At 63.1% G+C, this 18173-nt stretch carries 14 protein-coding genes; 6 read left to right on the top strand and 8 right to left on the bottom strand.

Annotated elements, in window-relative coordinates:
* Positions 1-93 precede the first annotated feature (93 nt).
* A complete protein-coding gene (locus ACMGGG_RS23620; RefSeq protein WP_054892980.1) occupies positions 94-945 on the bottom strand; it encodes a Tim44 domain-containing protein in 852 nt (283 codons plus the stop codon).
* A gap of 164 nt (positions 946-1109) precedes the next feature.
* Entirely contained in the window at positions 1110-3293 is a 2184-nt protein-coding gene (uvrD, locus tag ACMGGG_RS23615) for a DNA helicase II (protein ID WP_063541860.1), read from the bottom strand.
* A 142-nt stretch (positions 3294-3435) separates the two neighbouring features.
* Between uvrD and ACMGGG_RS23610 the strand changes: the two genes are divergently transcribed.
* On the top strand, positions 3436-6300 hold the full coding sequence (locus ACMGGG_RS23610; protein WP_414154528.1) for an EAL domain-containing protein: 2865 nt from the start codon (positions 3436-3438) through the stop codon (positions 6298-6300).
* Positions 6301-6337: 37 nt separating this feature from the next.
* Here the strand turns inward: ACMGGG_RS23610 and zwf are convergent, their stop codons facing one another.
* Positions 6338-7780, bottom strand: a complete 1443-nt coding sequence (gene zwf / locus ACMGGG_RS23605; RefSeq protein WP_323453444.1) for a glucose-6-phosphate dehydrogenase — start codon at positions 7778-7780, stop codon at positions 6338-6340.
* Positions 7781-7884: 104 nt separating this feature from the next.
* Between zwf and hexR the strand changes: the two genes are divergently transcribed.
* Positions 7885-8751, top strand: coding sequence for a transcriptional regulator HexR (hexR, locus tag ACMGGG_RS23600; protein WP_003253273.1), 867 nt, complete (start codon positions 7885-7887; stop codon positions 8749-8751).
* Positions 8752-8908: 157 nt separating this feature from the next.
* Positions 8909-9127: a PA3496 family putative envelope integrity protein gene (locus tag ACMGGG_RS23595; RefSeq protein WP_414154527.1), complete on the top strand. Its 219-nt coding sequence runs from the start codon at positions 8909-8911 to the stop codon at positions 9125-9127.
* Here the strand turns inward: ACMGGG_RS23595 and ACMGGG_RS23590 are convergent.
* Positions 9069-10031 (bottom strand): LysR family transcriptional regulator, encoded by a 963-nt coding sequence (locus tag ACMGGG_RS23590; protein ID WP_054892976.1) that lies wholly within the window; start codon positions 10029-10031, stop codon positions 9069-9071. The genes ACMGGG_RS23595 and ACMGGG_RS23590 overlap by 59 nt on opposite strands.
* A 189-nt stretch (positions 10032-10220) precedes the next feature.
* Here ACMGGG_RS23590 and ACMGGG_RS23585 point away from each other — a divergent pair, with 189 nt between their 5' ends.
* The gene (locus tag ACMGGG_RS23585; RefSeq protein WP_054892975.1) at positions 10221-11636 is read left to right on the top strand and encodes an acetyl-CoA carboxylase biotin carboxylase subunit; all 1416 of its coding nucleotides are present in this window, start codon (positions 10221-10223) and stop codon (positions 11634-11636) included.
* An 11-nt stretch (positions 11637-11647) separates the two neighbouring features.
* The gene (oadA, locus tag ACMGGG_RS23580; RefSeq protein WP_323453445.1) at positions 11648-13456 is read left to right on the top strand and encodes a sodium-extruding oxaloacetate decarboxylase subunit alpha; all 1809 of its coding nucleotides are present in this window, start codon (positions 11648-11650) and stop codon (positions 13454-13456) included.
* Positions 13457-13604: 148 nt separating this feature from the next.
* On the opposite strand, the gene ACMGGG_RS23575 is transcribed toward oadA, so the two are convergent.
* Genes ACMGGG_RS23575 through ACMGGG_RS23565 form a run of 3 tightly spaced genes read right to left on the bottom strand, consistent with a single transcriptional unit; the run spans position 13605 to position 15365 of the window.
* Complete coding sequence (locus ACMGGG_RS23575) at positions 13605-14270, bottom strand: GNAT family N-acetyltransferase (RefSeq protein ID WP_414154526.1); 666 nt, start codon at positions 14268-14270, stop codon at positions 13605-13607.
* A gap of 7 nt (positions 14271-14277) precedes the next feature.
* Entirely contained in the window at positions 14278-14724 is a 447-nt protein-coding gene (locus ACMGGG_RS23570; RefSeq protein WP_414154525.1) for an N-acetyltransferase family protein, read from the bottom strand.
* Positions 14725-14735: 11 nt separating this feature from the next.
* Positions 14736-15365, bottom strand: a complete 630-nt coding sequence (locus tag ACMGGG_RS23565) for an FMN-binding negative transcriptional regulator (protein ID WP_414154524.1) — start codon at positions 15363-15365, stop codon at positions 14736-14738.
* An 89-nt stretch (positions 15366-15454) separates the two neighbouring features.
* Between ACMGGG_RS23565 and ACMGGG_RS23560 the strand changes: the two genes are divergently transcribed.
* Complete coding sequence (locus tag ACMGGG_RS23560; RefSeq protein ID WP_414154523.1) at positions 15455-16981, top strand: PLP-dependent aminotransferase family protein; 1527 nt, start codon at positions 15455-15457, stop codon at positions 16979-16981.
* Between the two features lie 86 nt (positions 16982-17067).
* Here ACMGGG_RS23560 and ACMGGG_RS23555 read toward each other — a convergent pair whose 3' ends face one another.
* Entirely contained in the window at positions 17068-18171 is a 1104-nt protein-coding gene (locus tag ACMGGG_RS23555; protein WP_197891706.1) for a polyamine ABC transporter substrate-binding protein, read from the bottom strand.
* Between the last annotated feature and the right edge of the window lie 2 nt (positions 18172-18173).

Raw genomic sequence — 18173 nt, 5'->3', positions numbered from 1 at the left:
TGACAACGCTGCGCGTTATACCCTAGTAGCCCAGTGTGGCAAAAGCAAAAACCCCGGGACAGGCCCGGGGTTTTTCTGTGAAGCGCGTCAGAATCAGCCGTTCTGGCGGATACCGGCGAGCATCCAGGGCTGGTTCTCGCCCTGTGCACGCTCCATGTGCCAGCTTTCGCTGAAGGCCTCGCCCTGATCGAAGCGCGAGTTCTTCGATACGCCACGGAAGGTCAGGGTAGCGATGGTCTTGTCGGCGCGGTCGTCGACGCCTTCCAGTTGCACATCGAGGTCGTCGATGTAGGTGGACTGGAAGCCATCACCTTGCTCGGCACGCTCACGCTTGAGGAACTCGAGCATTTGCGGGGTAACGAACTCGGCGATCTTGTCCATCTCGTTCGCATCCCAGTGCTGCTGAAGCGTCTGGAAGTGGTTGCGGGCAGCGGCCAGGAAGCTCTGCTCGTTGAACCAGGCCGGGGCGTTGATGACCGGCGCGGCGGCGACAGGGGCGGCCGAACCACCGAAGATCGATTGCGCAGGCTGTTGTTGCACTTCACGCTGGTAGGGAGCGTGGCCGGCGGCTGCGGCAGCTTGCGGCTGCTGCTGGCGACGGCGCGCAGCGATGAAGCGGAAGACCAGGAAGGCGATCAGGCCCATGATCAGGAAGTCGAGGATCTGCATGCCCTGGAAGCCGTCTCCCATGAACATGGAGGCGAGCAGGCCACCGGCGGCGAGGCCGGCCAGAGGGCCCAGCCAGCGCGAAGCACCGCTGGCAGCGGCCGGTGCACGGCCTGGAGCGGTCGGCGCGGCGGCAGGCGTGGTTGGGGAGGCCTGGCGGGTCTGGTGCATAGGCGCAGCGCCCGAGCTCTTGCCACCGCCGAAGCGCTTGGCGTTGGCGTCGAGGCTCAGCGTCAGGCCGACGCAGAGCGCCAGTGCGATGCTAAGAAAACGTTGCATAAGATGGGATTTCCCGTTTTGTGGATTGCACGCGCGTCATGGTGCACATGATCTAGGAGACATGGCTAGCGTAAGAATGTTTCGAGCTTTTGCCTGATCCTGTAATCCGCGTCTGAATCTGGCGTCTGAAAGAGCGTTGCAGGACGAGTCAGCGCGACTCGTCCTCAGATCGCTTCCAGCTTGGCATACCCAAGCATCAACCACTTGCTGCCTTCGTCGAAGTTCACTTGCACGCGAGCCTGTGCCCCGGACCCTTCAAAGTTGAGGATGACGCCTTCACCAAACACCGAGTGCTGCACGCGCTGGCCAAGGCTGAACGCCGTCTGCGGGATGTTGGCGTTGGCGAACAGGCTGCTGGCCTGGGTCTGCGCACCGCCGAAAGGACGGCTGACCGAATTGGACAAGCGTACTTCCTGAACCAGACCTGCCGGAATTTCCCGTACGAAACGCGACACCTTGTTGTACGTCTCGCTGCCATACAGGCGCCGGGTCTCGGCGTAGGTCATGATCAGCTGGCGCATCGCGCGGGTGATCCCGACGTAGGCCAGGCGGCGCTCCTCCTCAAGGCGGCCAGGTTCTTCCAGGCTCATCTTGTGCGGGAACAGGCCTTCTTCCAGGCCGACCAGGAACACGTAGGGGAACTCCAGGCCCTTGGCGCTGTGCAGGGTCATCAACTGCACACTGTCTTCGTGCTCGTCTGCCTGGGCGTCGCCGGCCTCCAACGAGGCGTGACCGAGGAATGCCGACAGCGGCGAAAGATCGGCATCTTCCTCAGTGGATTCGAAGTTGCGCGCAGCGCTGACCAGTTCCTCAAGGTTTTCTACCCGAGCCTGGCCCTTTTCACCCTTTTCTTCCTGGTGGTAGATGATCAGCCCGGACTGCTCGATGACGGTCTGGGTCATGGTGTGCAGTGGCATCTCCATGACCTTGTTCGCAAGGTTTTCCATCAACTCGATGAAGCCGCCCAGGGCACTGGCCGCACGGCCTTTGAGTGCTTTGGCAGCGAGCAGCTGGCACATGGCATCCCACATCGACAGCTGGCTGTGGCGGGCATGTTCGCGGATGGCTTCGACCGTCTTCTCGCCGATGCCGCGGGGCGGTACGTTGATCACCCGCTCGAGTGCTGCATCGTTGCCGCGGCCTTCGAGCAGACGAAGGTAGGCCATGGCGTTCTTGATCTCGGCGCGCTCGAAGAAGCGCTGGCCACCATAGATGCGGTAGGGGATGCGCTCACGCAGCAGGGCTTCTTCGAGCACCCGCGACTGGGCGTTGGAGCGATAGAGGATGGCGATGTCGCTGCGCGAATTGCCGTCCTTGATGATGCGCTCGATGCTTTCGACCACGTAGCGTGCTTCGTCGTGCTCGTTGTATGCCGCGTACAGGGTGAGGGGTTCGCCTTCGCCCAGATCGGTCCACAGCTCCTTGCCCAGGCGCCCGCTGTTATTGGCGATCAGGGCGTTGGCGGCCTTGAGGATGCCACTGGTGGAGCGGTAGTTCTGCTCCAGGCGGATCAGTTCGGCGTCGGGGAAGTCGGCGGTGTATTGATGGATGTTCTCGATCTTCGCACCGCGCCAGCCATAGATCGACTGGTCGTCGTCGCCCACAGCCATCAGGCTTTCGCCACCGCCGGCCAGCAGGCGCAGCCAAGCATACTGCACGGCGTTGGTGTCCTGGAATTCGTCCACCAGCAGGTGGCGGAAACGGCGCTGGTAGTGCTCGAGCAGGCCGGGGTTGTCGCGCCACAGGTCGAGGGCGCGCAGCAGCAGCTCGGAGAAGTCGATGACCCCGGCGCGCTCGCAGGCCTGCTCATAGGCTTCGTAGATGCCGCGCATGGTCGCCAGGAACAGGTCGCCGCTGGCCTGGATGTGCTGCGGGCGCAGGCCTTCGTCCTTCTGGCCGTTGATGAACCACTGGGCCTGGCGTGCCGGCCAGCGCTGCTCATCCAGGCCCATCTCGCGGATCACTCGCTTGATCAGCCGCTGCTGATCGTCGCCGTCGAGGATCTGGAAATTCTGCGCCAGGCGCGCTTCCTGCCAGTGGGCACGCAGCAGGCGGTGGGCCAGGCCGTGGAAGGTGCCGACCCACATGCCAGCCGGGTTGATGCCCAGCAACTGCTCGATACGGTGACGCATCTCCGCGGCGGCCTTGTTGGTGAAGGTCACCGACAGAATCGAATGCGGCGAGGCCTGTTCGACCTGGATCAGCCAGGCGATGCGATGCACCAGCACGCGGGTCTTGCCCGAGCCGGCGCCCGCGAGCACCAGTTGACGCCCACGCGGGGCTGCTACGGCCTGGCGTTGGGCATCGTTGAGGGAATTGAGCAGTAGGGAGAGGTCATCAGTGTGCATCCGGCCATTCTAGGTTGGCGCGGGGGCTGCGGGCAAATGGTCGGGCATTTGTGAAATCATGACACACAGCAGTTTGGCCCGGCCTCGCGCTTGTGTATGCTCCGTGCACGTTCGCGGCTGACCATTATAAGAACACTGCCATATGACCCAGAATTGCGTGGTGATCGACGCATCACCCGAATCGACAAGGAGCGTTCGCAGGCAATTCGCAACCCAGCTCTCCATCGAGCGGACCCGCCTGCTTTACCAGGGCTCCTTGCTGCCCACCCTGTTCATGTTGCTCAACGGCCTGCTTTGCGCCTGGCTGCTGTGGAGCCCTGCCCGCTATCTGCTGGTCGGCGTGTGGATGGTCTGGTTGCTGGCGCTGGTGGCCTTGCGGGTGATCCAGGTGGCGGCCTTCGATGCGGCCTCGCCGGAGCGTCAGGCCAAGCCGACCTGGTGGCGGATGTTTCTGGGTGGTTCGGCCTTCAGTGGCCTGACGCTTGGCTGTGCCGCCCTCGCGCTGGTACCGGTGGACAGTTTCGTCCAGCAGGCCTGGGTATTCGGCCTGCTGGGCGCAGCGGCGCTGTCGGCGAGCGTCGCCTACGCGGTCAGCCTGCCGGCCTTTCTCAGCTTCGTGTTACCCGGCCTGTTGCCGCCGATCGGATTTCTGTTCTTTTATCAGGACGGGTTGCAGCGCGGCTGGGGCTGGCTTGGCCTGATCCTGCTCGGCGCCCTGATGGTGGTGGCCTGGCAGGTCAATCGTCTGATCGAGCGCGGTCTGCTTCGGCGCTTCCAGAACCAGGCATTGATCGAGCATCTGCAGGGTGCGCAACGCCATGGCGAGCAATTGAACCAGGCCTTGAGTGCAGAGATCCGCCACCGTCGTCACGCCGAAGAGCAATTGCGCCAGGCGCAGGCCGGCCTCGAGCTGCGGGTGAGCGAGCGAGGCCGTGAGCTGGCGCTTGCCACCCAGGCCCTGGGTGCGAGCGAGCAGCGCCTGAGCCTGGCGCTGGAGGCTAGCGAACTGGGACTGTGGGACTGGGACCTGCAAACCGACGAAGTCCATCACACCCAGTTGCATGCCTTGTTCGGCCTGGAGCCTGGGCAGGTGCGCTCGGTGCGTGCCGACCTCAAGCCGCGCTTGCATCCCGACGATCTGCCGCTGCTGCGTCGCACGCTGGTCGAGCACCTCAAGGGCCGCAGCGACGACTATCGTGTCGAATACCGGGTGCGCCACACGCAAGGTCGCTGGTGCTGGATCGAGGACCGGGGACGGGCGGTCGAGCGTGATGCCGACGGCAAGGTCCTGCGCATGCTGGGTACCCGTCGTGACATCACCGCACAGAAGGAACAGGAAGAACAGCAGCGGCTGGCTGCCACCGTGTTCGAAGCGGCGAGTGAAGGCATCGCCATCCTCGATGCGCACTACCAGTTGCTGGCGGTCAACCAGCGATTCTGCGATCTCACCGGCTATGGGCGCGAAGACCTGATCCTGCGTGACCTGCTGGAGCTGCCCTGCAGCCGCGACGCCCGTCGGCACAGCCAATCGATTCACCAGGCCCTCGAGCAGCAAGGGCGCTGGGAGGGCGAGCTGGTCGAGGCGCGCAGCAATGGCGAGCTCTACCCGCAATGGTTGCAGCTCAATGGCGTGAGCGATGGACGGGGCAACATCAGCAATATCGTGGCGTTCTTCACGGACCTGTCGGCGCGCCGTGAGTCGGAGGAGCGCCTGCGCTATCTCGCCCACTACGATGACCTCACAGGCCTTGCCAACCGAGCGCTGTTCCGTCTGCGCCTGCATGAGGCGGTGCAGCGTGTGCGCTTGAACGGCCGCAGCCTGGCGCTGCTGCATGTCGATCTGGACCGCTTCAAGCTGCTCAATGAAAGCCTTGGGCACGAACTGGCCGACCAGTTGCTGAAGAAAATGGCCCAGCGCCTGGCCAATGCGGTGCCGGAGGCCGACACCGTGGCGCGTATTTCCGGCGACGAGTTCGCCGTGCTGTTCGATGGCTACAGCAATCTTTCCAGCCTGGTGCGGGTCACCACACGCCTGCTCGACAAGCTGCGGGTGCCGCAGCGAGTGGGCGGTCATGAGGTGGTGATCAGTGCATCGGTGGGCATCAGTGTGTTGTCGGAGGCCACTTTCGACCTCAACGCTTTGGTCAGTCAGGCCGACATGGCCAAGCAACACGCCAAGCACCTGGGGGGCGACAGCTTCCAGTTCTATACCGAAAGCCTGCGTGCCAGCACCCTGGAACGCCTGCAACTGGAAAACGATCTGCGCAAGGCTCTCGACGAAAACCAGCTGCGGGTCTACTTCCAGCCCAAGCTGTGCCTGCGTTCCGGCCGTCTGCATGCCGCCGAGGCGCTGGTGCGCTGGCAGCATCCGCAGTGGGGCATGGTGCCGCCGGGCGAGTTCATCGGGCTGGCCGAAGAAACCGGGTTGATTGCGCCGATGGGTGAGTTCGTCCTGCGTCAGGCGTGTTGGCAGGCATGTGAATGGTTGCGCCAGGGCTGTGAGATCCGTGTGTCGGTCAACCTGTCGGTCTACCAGTTGCGCCAGGGCAAGGTGGTCAGCCTGGTGCGTCAGGTACTGCAGGAGACCGGACTGGCGCCGCACCTGCTGGAGCTGGAGCTGACCGAAAGCCAGTTGCTCGACAATGTCGAGCACATCATCGCCACCTTCCAGCAACTGCACGCATTGGGCGTGAAGCTGGCGATCGACGATTTTGGTACCGGCTATTCATCGCTGAGTTACCTCAAGCGCTTTCCGGTGGACTACGTGAAGATCGACCAGGCGTTCATTCGGGGCCTGCAGGAGGGCAGCCAGGATGCCGCGATCATCCGGGCGATCATCGCCATGGCCAAGAGCCTGGGGCTGGAGGTGGTGGCCGAGGGGGTGGAAACCCAGGAGCAGCTGGCATTCCTGCGTGAGCAGGGGTGCGACGAGGCGCAGGGTTACCTGATCAGTCGACCGATCGATGCCGCAGCGTTCAAGGCATTGCTGGAGCGCTCGCGAAGATGACCTGCGCCCCGGCGGCAAGTGCCGGGGCGGGAAATGGTCAGAGGTGCCAGTGTCGGCCCTGATGCGCCAGGAGGCTATTGGCCTGCTCCGGCCCATTGCTGCCTGCCGGATAGGTCCGCGGTGCCTGGAAGTGGTCCTCCCAGCCTTTGAGGATCGGGTCGATCCAGGCCCAGGCTGCCTCCACTTCATCGCGGCGCATGAACAGCGTCGAGTCACCATCCAGTACATCCAGCAGCAGGCGCTCGTAAGCCTCCCAGCGGCGTGTCTGGGCGAAGGCCTGGGCCAGGTTCAGGTCCAGCTCGACCGGCGCCAGGCGCATGCCGCGGCCGGGGCTCTTGGTCATCATGCGCAGGCTGATGTGCTCGTCGGGTTGCAACTGGATCAGCAACTGGTTGACCTGGCCGCCGGCGAACAGCTCATGGGGCACCGGTTTGAACTGGATGACGATCTGCGACGAGCGCCGAGCCATGCGCTTGCCGGTGCGCAGGTAGAACGGCACCCCGGCCCAGCGCCAGTTCTCGATATGAGCCTGCACGGCGACGAAGGTTTCGGTATCGCTGTCGTTGTCGACATCTTTCTCGAAGTAATAGGCCGGGACCTCCTGGCCGCCGATCTTGCCGGCGCTGTACTGGCCGCGTACGGTCTTGTCCTGCACGTCCTGGCCGGTGATGGGGCGCAGCGCACGAAGGATCTTCACCTTCTCGTCGCGCACCGCCTCGGCCTCGAATTGTGCCGGTGGCTCCATCGCCACCAGGCAGAGCAGTTGCAGCAGATGGTTCTGCAGCATGTCGCGGGTAGCGCCGGCGCGATCATAGTAGGCGCCGCGGTTCTCGACCCCGAGGGTTTCGCAGACGCTGATCTGCACATGATCGACCTGGCTGTTGCGCCATACAGGCTCCAGCAGGGCATTGGCGAAGCGCAGGGCCATGAGGTTCTGCACCGTCTCCTTGCCCAGGTAGTGATCGATGCGAAACACCTGAGATTCGTCGAATACCGCGCCGATGGCTTCGTTGATCGCCGTGGCCGATTCCAGTGAATGGCCGATGGGCTTTTCCAGCACGATGCGCGCTTCGCTGTCGGCAAGCCCGGCCAGGCGCAGGTTGTTGGCGATGGGCACGAACAGGTTGGGGGCGGTGGCGAGATAGAAGATCCGGGTCAGGCCACCGGGCTCGCCGAGGTAACGGGCCAGGCGCCCGAAATCGGCGCCTTGGGAGGCGTCCATGGCGAAGTAGTCAAGGCGTGCCGAGAAGCGCTGCCAGACCTCCTCGTCGAAGTCGTTGCGGGCGATCTGTGCCCGGCAATGACGCTCGGTGAGCTTGAGGTAGTCGTTGCGCGGCAGGGGGCGGCGGGCCAGGGCGATGATCCGCACGGCGTTGTGCAGGCGACCCTCGCGGTAGAGCTGATAAAGCGCCGGCAGCAGCTTGTGCAGGGCCAGGTCGCCCGTGCCGCCGAAAACCAGAATGTCGCAAGGGATACTCAAGCCACCACTCTCCCACGTTCGTTTAGCTGGGCGGTCAGCCGGTCATGTAGTATAACTACAAGATAGCTACATCCCGGCCAGCCGATCATAACCGAGTCCAGCCTGTGAATCTGTTGCAACATATCGCTCAATCGCGCCACCTGCTGCGCAAATCGGAACTGAAAGTGGCCGACCACGTGCTGCTGGATCCGGCTGCCGTCATGCACAGCTCGATGGCCGATCTTGCCCACAGTGTTGGTATCAGCGAGCCGACCATCGTGCGTTTCTGCCGCGCCATCGGCTGTTCGGGCTTCCAGGACCTCAAGCTCAAGCTGGCGCAAAGCCTGGCGGCAGGCGCCAGCTTCGGCCAGTTCGCCATCCATGAAGACGATTCGGTCGCCGACTACAGCCTGAAGATTTTCGACACCACCTTGCACACGCTGATGGAAGTGCGCGAGCACCTCGACCCGCAGGCGCTGCAGCAGGCGGTAAGTGCCATGGCCCAGGCGCAGCGCGTGGAGTTCTATGGCTTCGGGGCTTCCGGTGCGGTCGCCGCCGATGCCCAGCACAAATTCTTCCGCCTGCTGCTCAGCGCCGCAGCCTATTCCGACCCGCACATGCAGGCGATGTCGGCGGTGACCCTCAAGCCGGGTGATGTCGCCGTGTGCATCTCGCAGTCGGGGCGTTCGAAGGACTTGCTGATCACCGCCAACCTGGTGCGTGAAAGCGGCGCCAATCTCATCACCCTGTGCCCGAGCCAGACGCCGCTGGCGGAGCTGTCGACCGTCAACCTGGCGATTGATGTGCACGAGGACACCGAGATCTACACCCCGCTGACTTCGCGCATTGCCCACCTGGTGGTGATCGATGTGCTGGCGATGGGCGTGGCCATGGCCCGCGGCCCGAGCCTGGTCAACCACCTCAAGAGCGTCAAGCGCAGCTTGCGCAGCCTGCGCTTGTCGCCCAAGTCGATCAAGGCTACCGACGACTGATCGCGCTGCCACCGCACCGGCCGCTGTGGGAGCGGGTTTACCCGCGAAAGGGCCGGTACGGGCAATTAAAATTCACGATTCTGTCACCATTTCTCAGCCAAACCGTAAACCCTCGGGGCCACCCTGAAACTCCCGCACCCGATCTGGGAGACAGGCAATGGCAAACGATCATTTCGGTTCGTACCAACCCAACGCCAAGGCTCGCAAGCAGGCTGAGAAGGATCAACGTCGCATGGAATATCGACGTGCGATCGAAAGCTACTGCGACCAGCGTCAACTGTTGCGTGATATCGCCGACTACCCTGAGCTGCAAGACATCACGGTATGGCAGGTGGCGTCGGTAGCTTCCCAGAAAATCGCTCCACAAGCCCACTGATTTTCGCGCGTTCGCTACGAATGAATGCAAGAAATGCCAAGGCCACCGGCGATTGCCGCTTGGCCTTGGACTGCACCACGCACCAGCTGCGGTACAGCGGCAGTTCCTCCACAGGCAACTCCCTGAGCATCCCGGTGGCCAGCTCCATGTTCACTGCATGGCGAGTCAGCAGGGCGATGCCCAAACCGGCGATCACGCATTCGCGCTGGGCGTCGGCCGAGGCCACTTCCAGGGTCTGGGTGAAGTGCACGCGCTTGTCCTTGAAGTACTCCTCGCAGGCTTTGCGCGTGCCCGAGCCTTGTTCGCGGATGAGCAGGGTATGAGGCTCCAGGTCCTGCAGGCGCAAGCGGTCGAGCTTGCACAACGGGTGTTCCGGTGGCGCCACCGCGATGATCGGGTTGTTGAGAAACGGCAGGAACTCCAGACCCATGTCCTGCGGCACCATCGACATGATGATCAGGTCGTCGCGGTTGTCGGACAGGCGTCGGATGGCCTGGGCGCGATTGACCACCGTGAGGGTGAGGTTGACCTCCGGGTGTCGTTGCTTGAAGGCGGCGAACAGGTGTGGCACGAAGTACTTCGCACTGGATTCGATCGCCAGTTTCAATTGCCCCTGCAGTGAGCCCTGCATGTCCGACAGCTGCATGTCGAGGTTTTCCAGGCGCCCGAAGATGTCGCGGCTGGCACGTTGCAGTGCCTCGGCGGCTTCGGTCAGGTAGAGCTTTTTGCCGACGTACTCGAACAGCGGCTGGCCGACCAGCTCTTCGAGCTGGCGGATCTGTAGACTTACGGCGGGTTGCGTAAGCGCCATCTCTTCTGCCGCGCGGCTGTACGAGCGCAAATCACACACTTCGTTAAAGATCTGCAGCTGACGCAAAGTCATACGCATCAAGGACTTACGCATTTATCCCCAGGCTCCGGCAAAACCTTGTTACCCCACTATAAGCTTTTGCTAATACAGCCCCTAACAAATATTGATTTTTGTTTATTCACCGGTGGCGCTAGTTTGAAGGTGCGACTGGCCAGCGACGTCTGGTCACGCGCCGACCGGTGTAACCGGATCGTCTGTTCCTACGGCTTTGGGAAGACTCCAGTGATAAAAAAAATCCTGATCGCCAACCGGGGTGAAATCGCAGTTCGGATCGTGCGTGCCTGCGCCGAGATGGGCATTCGCTCTGTCGCGATCTTTTCCGACGCCGACCGTCACGCGTTGCACGTCAAGCGCGCCGACGAGGCCTACAGCATCGGTGCCGAGCCTCTGGCCGGTTACCTGAACCCGCGCAAGCTGGTGAACCTTGCTGTGGAAACCGGCTGTGACGCCTTGCATCCGGGCTACGGTTTTCTATCGGAAAACGCCGAACTTGCGGAAATCTGCGCCGAGCGTGGCATCAAGTTCATCGGCCCTGCCGCCGAGGTCATCCGTCGCATGGGCGACAAGACCGAAGCGCGCCGCACGATGATCCAGGCCGGTGTCCCGGTGACCCCAGGTACCGAAGGCAACGTGGCCGACATCCACGAAGCCCTGAGCGAAGGCGAGCGCATCGGTTATCCGGTGATGCTCAAGGCCACCTCCGGTGGCGGCGGGCGTGGTATTCGCCGCTGCAACAGCCGCGAAGAGCTGGAACAGAACTTCCCGCGGGTGATTTCCGAAGCCACCAAGGCGTTCGGTTCCGCCGAGGTGTTTCTCGAGAAATGCATCGTCAATCCCAAACACATCGAGGCGCAGATTCTCGGTGACAGCTTCGGCAACGTGGTGCATCTGTTCGAGCGCGACTGCTCGATCCAGCGCCGCAATCAGAAGCTCATCGAAATCGCCCCGAGCCCGCAGCTGACGCCGGAACAGCGCGCCTACATCGGCGACCTGGCCGTACGCGCCGCCAAGGCGGTCAACTACGAGAACGCCGGTACCGTGGAGTTCCTGCTCGCCGATGGCGAGGTGTACTTCATGGAGATGAACACCCGAGTGCAGGTGGAACACACCATCACCGAGGAAATCACCGGCATCGATATCGTGCGTGAGCAGATCCGCATCGCCTCGGGCCTGCCGCTGTCGGTCAAACAGGAAGACATCCAGCATCGCGGCTACGCGTTGCAGTTCCGGATCAACGCCGAAGACCCGAAGAACAATTTCCTGCCCAGCTTCGGCAAGATCACCCGTTACTACGCCCCCGGCGGTCCGGGCGTACGTACCGACACGGCAATCTATACCGGCTACACCATTCCACCGTTCTACGACTCCATGTGCCTGAAACTGGTGGTCTGGGCGCTGACCTGGGAAGAAGCCATGGACCGTGGCCTGCGGGCCCTGGATGACATGCGCCTGCAGGGGGTCAAGACCACCGCCGCGTATTACCAGGAAATCCTGCGCAACCCGGAATTCCGTAGCGGCCAGTTCAATACCAGCTTCGTGGAAAGCCATCCGGAACTGACCAACTACTCGATCAAGCGCAAACCCGAAGAGCTGGCCCTGGCCATCGCCGCCGCCATCGCCGCCCACGCAGGCCTGTGAGGAATTCAACAATGTCCAAGAAAATCCATGTAACCGACACAATCCTGCGCGACGCCCACCAGTCCTTGCTGGCCACCCGCATGCGCACCGAAGACATGCTGCCGATCTGCGAAAAGCTCGACAAGGTTGGCTACTGGTCGCTCGAAGTCTGGGGCGGCGCGACCTTCGATGCCTGTGTGCGCTTCCTCAAGGAAGATCCGTGGGAGCGCCTGCGCCAACTGCGCGCCGCGCTGCCCAACACGCGCCTGCAAATGCTGCTGCGCGGTCAGAACCTGCTGGGCTACCGCCATTACAGCGATGATGTGGTCAAGGCGTTCGTGGCCAAGGCTGCAGTCAATGGTATCGACGTATTCCGTATCTTCGACGCCATGAACGATGTGCGTAACCTGCGCGTGGCCATCGAAGCGGTGAAGGCCGCCGGTAAGCACGCCCAGGGCACCATCGCCTACACCACCAGCCCCGTGCACACCATCGAGGCCTTCGTGAACCAGGCCAAGCAGATGGAATCCATGGGTTGCGACTCGGTCGCGATCAAGGACATGGCCGGCCTGTTGACGCCGTACGCCACCGGCGAGCTGGTCAAGGCGCTGAAAGCCGAGCAGTCGCTGCCGGTGTTCATCCACTCCCATGACACCGCCGGCCTGGCCGCCATGTGCCAGCTCAAGGCTGTGGAGAACGGCGCCGACCATATCGACACCGCCATCTCCAGCTTCGCCTGGGGCACCAGCCACCCGGGCACCGAGTCGATGGTCGCCGCGCTCAAGGGCAGCGAGTTCGACACCGGGCTGGACCTGGAGCTGCTGCAGGAAATCGGCCTGTACTTCTACGCCGTGCGCAAGAAGTACCACCAGTTCGAGAGCGAGTTCACCGCCGTGGATACCCGCGTGCAGGTCAACCAGGTACCCGGCGGGATGATTTCCAACCTGGCCAACCAGCTCAAGGAGCAGGGCGCCCTCAACCGTATGAACGAAGTGCTGGCGGAGATCCCGCGCGTGCGCGAAGACCTCGGCTTCCCGCCGCTGGTCACCCCGACCTCGCAGATCGTCGGCACCCAGGCGTTCTTCAACGTGCTGGCCGGTGAGCGCTACAAGACCATCACCAACGAAGTGAAGCTGTACCTGCAAGGTGGCTACGGCAAGGCGCCAGGTGTGGTTGACGAGAAGCTGCGCCGCCAGGCGATCGGCAGCGAAGACGTCATCGATGTGCGCCCGGCCGACCTGCTCAAGCCGGAAATGGCCAAGCTGCGCGCCGAAATCGGCAGCCTGGCGCACAGCGAGGAAGACGTGCTGACCTTCGCCATGTTCCCGGACATCGGGCGCAAGTTCCTCGAAGAGCGTGAAGCCGGAACCCTCAAGCCCGAAGCCCTGCTGCCGATCCCGGAAGCCGGTGCTGCAGCCTCCGTGGGCGGTGAGGGTGTACCGACCGAGTTCGTCATCGACGTGCACGGCGAGACCTACCGCGTCGACATCACCGGCGTGGGCGTCAAGGCCGAAGGCAAGCGTCACTTCTACCTGTCCATCGACGGCATGCCGGAAGAAGTGGTGTTCGAGCCGCTCAACGATTTCGTCGGCGGCGGCAGCAGCAAGCGCAAGCAGGCCAGCGCGCCGGGTCACGTCAGCACCACCATGCCGGGCAACATCGTCGATGTGCTGGTCAAGGAGGGCGATGTGGTCAAGGCCGGGCAGGCAGTGCTGATTACCGAAGCCATGAAGATGGAGACCGAGGTGCAGGCGGCCATCGCCGGCAAGGTCGTTGCCATCCACGTAGCCAAGGGCGACCGGGTGACCCCGGGCGAGATCCTGATCGAGATCGAAGGCTGATCGACAGCCTTCGAATACAAGCGGTTTACCTCATGGGGAGCGGTTGCTCCCCTTTTTTTATGTTGGGTTCAAGGCCCGATCGCGGGGCACCCCGCTGGTTCTGAAACTGGCGGGGTACCGGTGGGAGCGGGCTTGCCCCGCGATTGCGTCAGGCCAGGCGACACGCTTCCAGGGTTTTCACCTGACCTTCAGGCCGCTGGTTCTCCACGCTCAACCAGCGCTCGAACCCCGCCGCCACCGCTGGCCACTCCCCGTCGGTGATCGAATACCAGGCGGTGTCGCGGTTCTGGTCCTTCACCACCATGTGCTGGCGGAACACGCCTTCGAAGACAAAACCGAAGCGCAGCGCCGCGCGCTTGGAGCGGGCGTTGGCATCGTTGCATTTCCACTCCAGGCGTCGATTGCCCAGCTCGAAACCGAGCTTGCTCAACAGGTAGACCGCCTCGGTACCCTTGGGCGTGCGCTGCATGGCCGCGCCAAAGGCGATGTGGCCGATCTCGAAGCGCCCCTGCTCGGGGACGATCGACATGTAGCTGAGGATGCCCTGCACCTGCCCGTTGTGTTTGTCGATGACGCTATAGAACAGCGGATCGCGGCCCGCTGCGTTGCCTTGCAGCCAGCGGTCGAAGTCGGCGCGTTCGGCGAACGGGCCATAGGGCAGGTAGTTCCACAGCACCGGGTCCGATCCCGGGCCTTGCAGGACTTCCCACAGGTCGTCGCCATGGCGCGCCGGGTCGAGTTTCTCCAGGCGGATGAAGCGGCCATCGAGGGGGGAGGCGTCCGGTGTCGCAGAGGGTTTCCAGTTCAGGGTCATGGTCGGCCTACAGTGCTTTGCGAAATTGAATGAAGCCCGGGCGCTCGGCGACCCGCTCGTACAGACTGATGGCCGTGGCGTTGGTCTCGTGGGTCAGCCAGTGCACCTTGATGCAGCCAGCGGTCTTGGCGGTGGCGTAGACGTGTTCGATCAGCTGGCGGCCGATACCCAGGCCGCGCTGCTCGCCGTCGACGTAGAGGTCTTGCAGGTAGCAGGAGTTCTCGATGCTCCAGTTGGAACGATGATAGATGTAGTTGACCATCCCCACCGCCTTGCCATCGACCCAGGCAAGGGCCGAGTGGGTGGGTTCGCTGGGGTCGAGCAGGCGCTGCCAGGTATTGGCCGTGACCTCGTCGGCGAGGGTGGTCTGGTAGAAGCGCAAGTAGGCCTGCCACAGGGGCAGCCAGGCGGCGTGGTCTTCGAGAGTGACCGGGCGCAAGGTGACGTTGGACATGGTGGTTTCCTTCAGAGCGAACGCATCTGCGCCGCGAGTTGGTTGTCGAGTGGGTCGGGGCTGTTGGCCAGGCCTTCGCGCACGCCTTGGACATCTTCGGCGCTGCGGTTCTGGCTGAGCTTGCGGGCGCCCTGGATGCGGGTGATGGGCAGGCGGATGCCGACGATGGCGCGGAGCATGCCGTCGATGTAGTCGGCGGGGGCGTCGGCGACCTTCCAGGGGGTGGCGCGGCCTTGTTCATGCAGGTCGGTCAGGCGGCTGACGATCTCCAGCAGGGGCGCCGGGTCATGGATGACCTCGACCGGCCCGTGGGCATGCACCGCCACATAGTTCCACGTGGGCACCACCTTTGGATTCTCCAGCTTGCTCGGGTAGTAGCCGGGGCTCACGTAGGCATCGGCGCCCTGGAAAACCAGCAGGGCTTCACCGCCTCGCTCCAGGTCCTGCCACTGGCGGTTGGCGCGGGCCAGGTGGCCGTATACCGTACCGAACTCGCCTTCGCGGGTGTCCACCAGCACTGGCAGGTGGGTCGCCAGCAGGCCTTGCTCTGCGTGGCTGATCAGCGTGGCCAGGCGCGTCTGCAACATCTGCTGGTGCAGGCGTTGAAGATCGTGTTCCTGATGAGGCTTGGCGTTGTACATGGCGAAGTCCTTGTTTGATGACATCATCCTAGGCAGGCTATTGGTTCTGTGTAAGAGCCATTTACCGCTGATTTGACAGGTCCAATGTCATGAGTGAGCGTCCTCTCGTTTTGCCTTTCGACCCCTCCGGCATCGTGCTGGACCGCCGCCGCGGCCTCAGCCAGCAGCTTTACCAGGCACTGCGCGCGCGGGTTTTGGACGGCCGGCTGAGCAGTGGCACGCGGCTGCCGGCCACTCGTGACCTGGCTTCGGTGCTGAAGCTGTCGCGCAACAGCGTGGTGCGTGCCTATGACCAGTTGTACGCCGAAGGCTTCATCGAAAGCCGAGTCGGGGATGGCACCTACGTGAGTCGGCTGGCAAAACTGTCCACAGAGTTATCAACAAGGTTATCCCAGGGGTTATCAACAGAGTTATCCACATTTCTACCCGGTTACACTGAGGATTTATCCAGTTCAACGCGCTCCAGCGCACCCTTGGAGCGCTTGAAATCACACCATCTTTCACCGCCCAGAGCCGGGGCTCCGAGGGCTTTTCGGGTCGGTATTCCGGCGTTCGATCTGTTCCCGTTCGACGTCTGGGCCAAGCTGCAAGCGGGTTTCTGGCGTGATCCCGATCCTGCGCTGCTCGGTTACGGCGACCCGGCCGGGGAGCCTGTGCTGCGCGAACTGATTGCGGCCTACATGCGTCGCTCGCGAGGGCTTTCGTGCACCGCTGAACAAATTGTGATCACCAGTGGTGCACAGCAGGCCATCAGCCTTTGTGCACAGCTGCTGCTGCAACCGGGCGAGGAGGTGGCTGTGGAAAACCCGGGCTATCGCGCCGCGGGGCATGCCTTTGCCCTGGCCGGAGCGAAGGTGCGCGGTGTGGCGATAGACGAGGAAGGGCTGGTGTGCGAGCAGCTCGCCCAGTTGCGCGACTGTCGCCTGGCCTACGTGACGCCTGCGCACCAATACCCGACCGGCGTCACCATGAGCTTGGCGCGACGCTTGTCGTTGCTGGCCTGGGCCGAACGCCAGGATGGCTGGATCATCGAGGACGATTACGACGGCGAATACCGCTACAGCGGCGCACCGCTGGCGCCCCTTGCAGCGCTGGATCGCCAGCAGCGGGTGATCTACGTCGGCACCTTCGGCAAGATCGCCTTCCCCGCGTTGCGCCTGGGTTACCTGGTACTGCCGCCGCGACTGGTGCAGGCCTTCAGCCAGGCGCGTGCACTGGCGGTGCGGCATTCCGAAGTCGGGACGCAGTGCGTGATGGCGCAATTCATGGCTCAGGGGCACTTCCAGCGGCATATACGCCGCATGCGTCGGGCGGCGCTGGCGCGGCGCAATGTGCTCAAGGCAGGCTGGCCGCTGGATGTGCCGGGGCTGGGCGCAATGCCGGAAGTGGCGGCGGGGCTGCATGTGAAAGTGGATGTGGATAACTTTGCGCGGGAGCAAGCGCTGGTGGCCAAGGCAGAGGCGGTGGGAGTGGAAGTGCACCCGCTGAGTGCTTACTGGCTGGAAGACAGCGAGGTGCCTGTGGATAAGCGGGCAGGGCTGGTGCTGGGGTTTGCGGCGGTGCCCGAGGAGGAGATTGCCGAGGCGTTGATGCGATTGCGCAGGGCTTGGCGGTAAGGCGTTAGACCGCGCTGTCTGCTTCGCGGGCAAGCCCGCTCCTACAAAGAATCTGTAGGAGCGGGCTTGCCCGCGAAGCAGGCGGCTCAGGTGCCGGACTTGATCCGCGTCCAGGCCCGGGTCCTTGCCCGTTCGGCTTCTTTGCTCAGCGGCTTGAGGGTATACAGCGTGGTCATCGCCTCAGCCGTCGGGTACAGGTTCGGGTTGTTGCGAATCTGTGGGCTGACCTTTTCGGTCGCGTCCTTGTTCGGGTTGGGGTAGCCGACGAAGTCGCTGATCGGCGCGATCACCTCGGGGCGCAGCAGGTAGTTGATGAAGGTGTGGGCGTCGTCCGGGTTCGCTGCATTTTTCGGAATGGCCAGCATGTCGAACCAGATCGGCGCGCCTTCCTTGGGCAGGCGCATGTCCACCACTACACCATTCTTGGCTTCGCGCGCACGGTTGGCAGCCTGCGAGAAGCTACCCGAGTAGCCCACTGCCACGCAGATGTCGCCGTTGGCGATATCGGCCATGTATTTCGAGGAATGGAAGTAGGTGACGTGCGGGCGGATCTTCATCAGCAGCGCCTCGGCCTTCTTGTAGTCCTCGGGCTTGTCGCTGTTGGGTGACAGGCCCAGGTACTGCAGGGCCAGCGGCAGGATTTCCGACGGCGAATCAAGCAGCGCCACGCCGCACTGCTTGAGTTTGGCGATGTTCTCTTCCTTGAAGATCAGGTCCCAGCTGTCCACTGGGGCGTTGTCACCCAGCACGGCCTTCACCTTGGCTGGGTTGAAGCCGATCAGGATGGTGCCGTACATGTAGGGCACGGCGAACTTGTTGCCTGGGTCGTTGGCCTCGATCAGCTTCATCAGCGTTGGGTCCAGGTGCTGCCAGTTCGGCAGCTTGCTGCGGTCCAGGGGTTGGAAGACCCCAGCCTCGATCTGCTTGGCGAGGAACACGTTGGAGGGCACTACCACGTCATAGCCGGAGTTGCCGGTCAGCAGCTTGGCTTCCAGTGCTTCGTTGGTGTCGAAGATGTCGTAGATCAGTTTGACCTGGGCATCCTTCTGGAAGTCGACCAGGGTCTGCGGAGTGATGTAGTCGAACCAGTTGTACACCCGCAGGGTGCGTTGTTCGGCATGGACCTGAAGGCCACCAGCCAGCAGGCCGGCAGCAACGAGCGGGGCTAACAGACGCTTGAATGGACGCATGA

Source organism: Pseudomonas sp. BNK-44-b (genome assembly GCF_047456245.1).
GTDB classification, from domain to species: Bacteria; Pseudomonadota; Gammaproteobacteria; order Pseudomonadales; family Pseudomonadaceae; genus Aquipseudomonas; species Aquipseudomonas machongensis.
Note: the sequence above shows the minus strand (reverse complement) of the source record. Positions and strands in the feature narration are given on the sequence as shown.

Bases quoted from the DNA above. Each gene is read 5' to 3' on its own strand.
- ACMGGG_RS23560 (WP_414154523.1), top strand. From the start codon at position 15,455: ATGAGTGAGCGTCCTCTCGTTTTGCCTTTCGACCCCTCCGGCATCGTG.
- ACMGGG_RS23610 (WP_414154528.1), top strand. From the start codon at position 3,436: ATGACCCAGAATTGCGTGGTGATCGACGCATCACCCGAATCGACAAGG.
- ACMGGG_RS23590 (WP_054892976.1), bottom strand. From the start codon at position 10,031: ATGCGTAAGTCCTTGATGCGTATGACTTTGCGTCAGCTGCAGATCTTT.
- ACMGGG_RS23620 (WP_054892980.1), bottom strand. From the start codon at position 945: ATGCAACGTTTTCTTAGCATCGCACTGGCGCTCTGCGTCGGCCTGACG.
- ACMGGG_RS23570 (WP_414154525.1), bottom strand. From the start codon at position 14,724: ATGTCCAACGTCACCTTGCGCCCGGTCACTCTCGAAGACCACGCCGCC.
- ACMGGG_RS23555 (WP_197891706.1), bottom strand. From the start codon at position 18,171: ATGCGTCCATTCAAGCGTCTGTTAGCCCCGCTCGTTGCTGCCGGCCTG.
- ACMGGG_RS23595 (WP_414154527.1), top strand. From the start codon at position 8,909: ATGGCAAACGATCATTTCGGTTCGTACCAACCCAACGCCAAGGCTCGC.
- ACMGGG_RS23565 (WP_414154524.1), bottom strand. From the start codon at position 15,365: ATGTACAACGCCAAGCCTCATCAGGAACACGATCTTCAACGCCTGCAC.
- uvrD (WP_063541860.1), bottom strand. From the start codon at position 3,293: ATGCACACTGATGACCTCTCCCTACTGCTCAATTCCCTCAACGATGCC.
- ACMGGG_RS23575 (WP_414154526.1), bottom strand. From the start codon at position 14,270: ATGACCCTGAACTGGAAACCCTCTGCGACACCGGACGCCTCCCCCCTC.
- oadA (WP_323453445.1), top strand. From the start codon at position 11,648: ATGTCCAAGAAAATCCATGTAACCGACACAATCCTGCGCGACGCCCAC.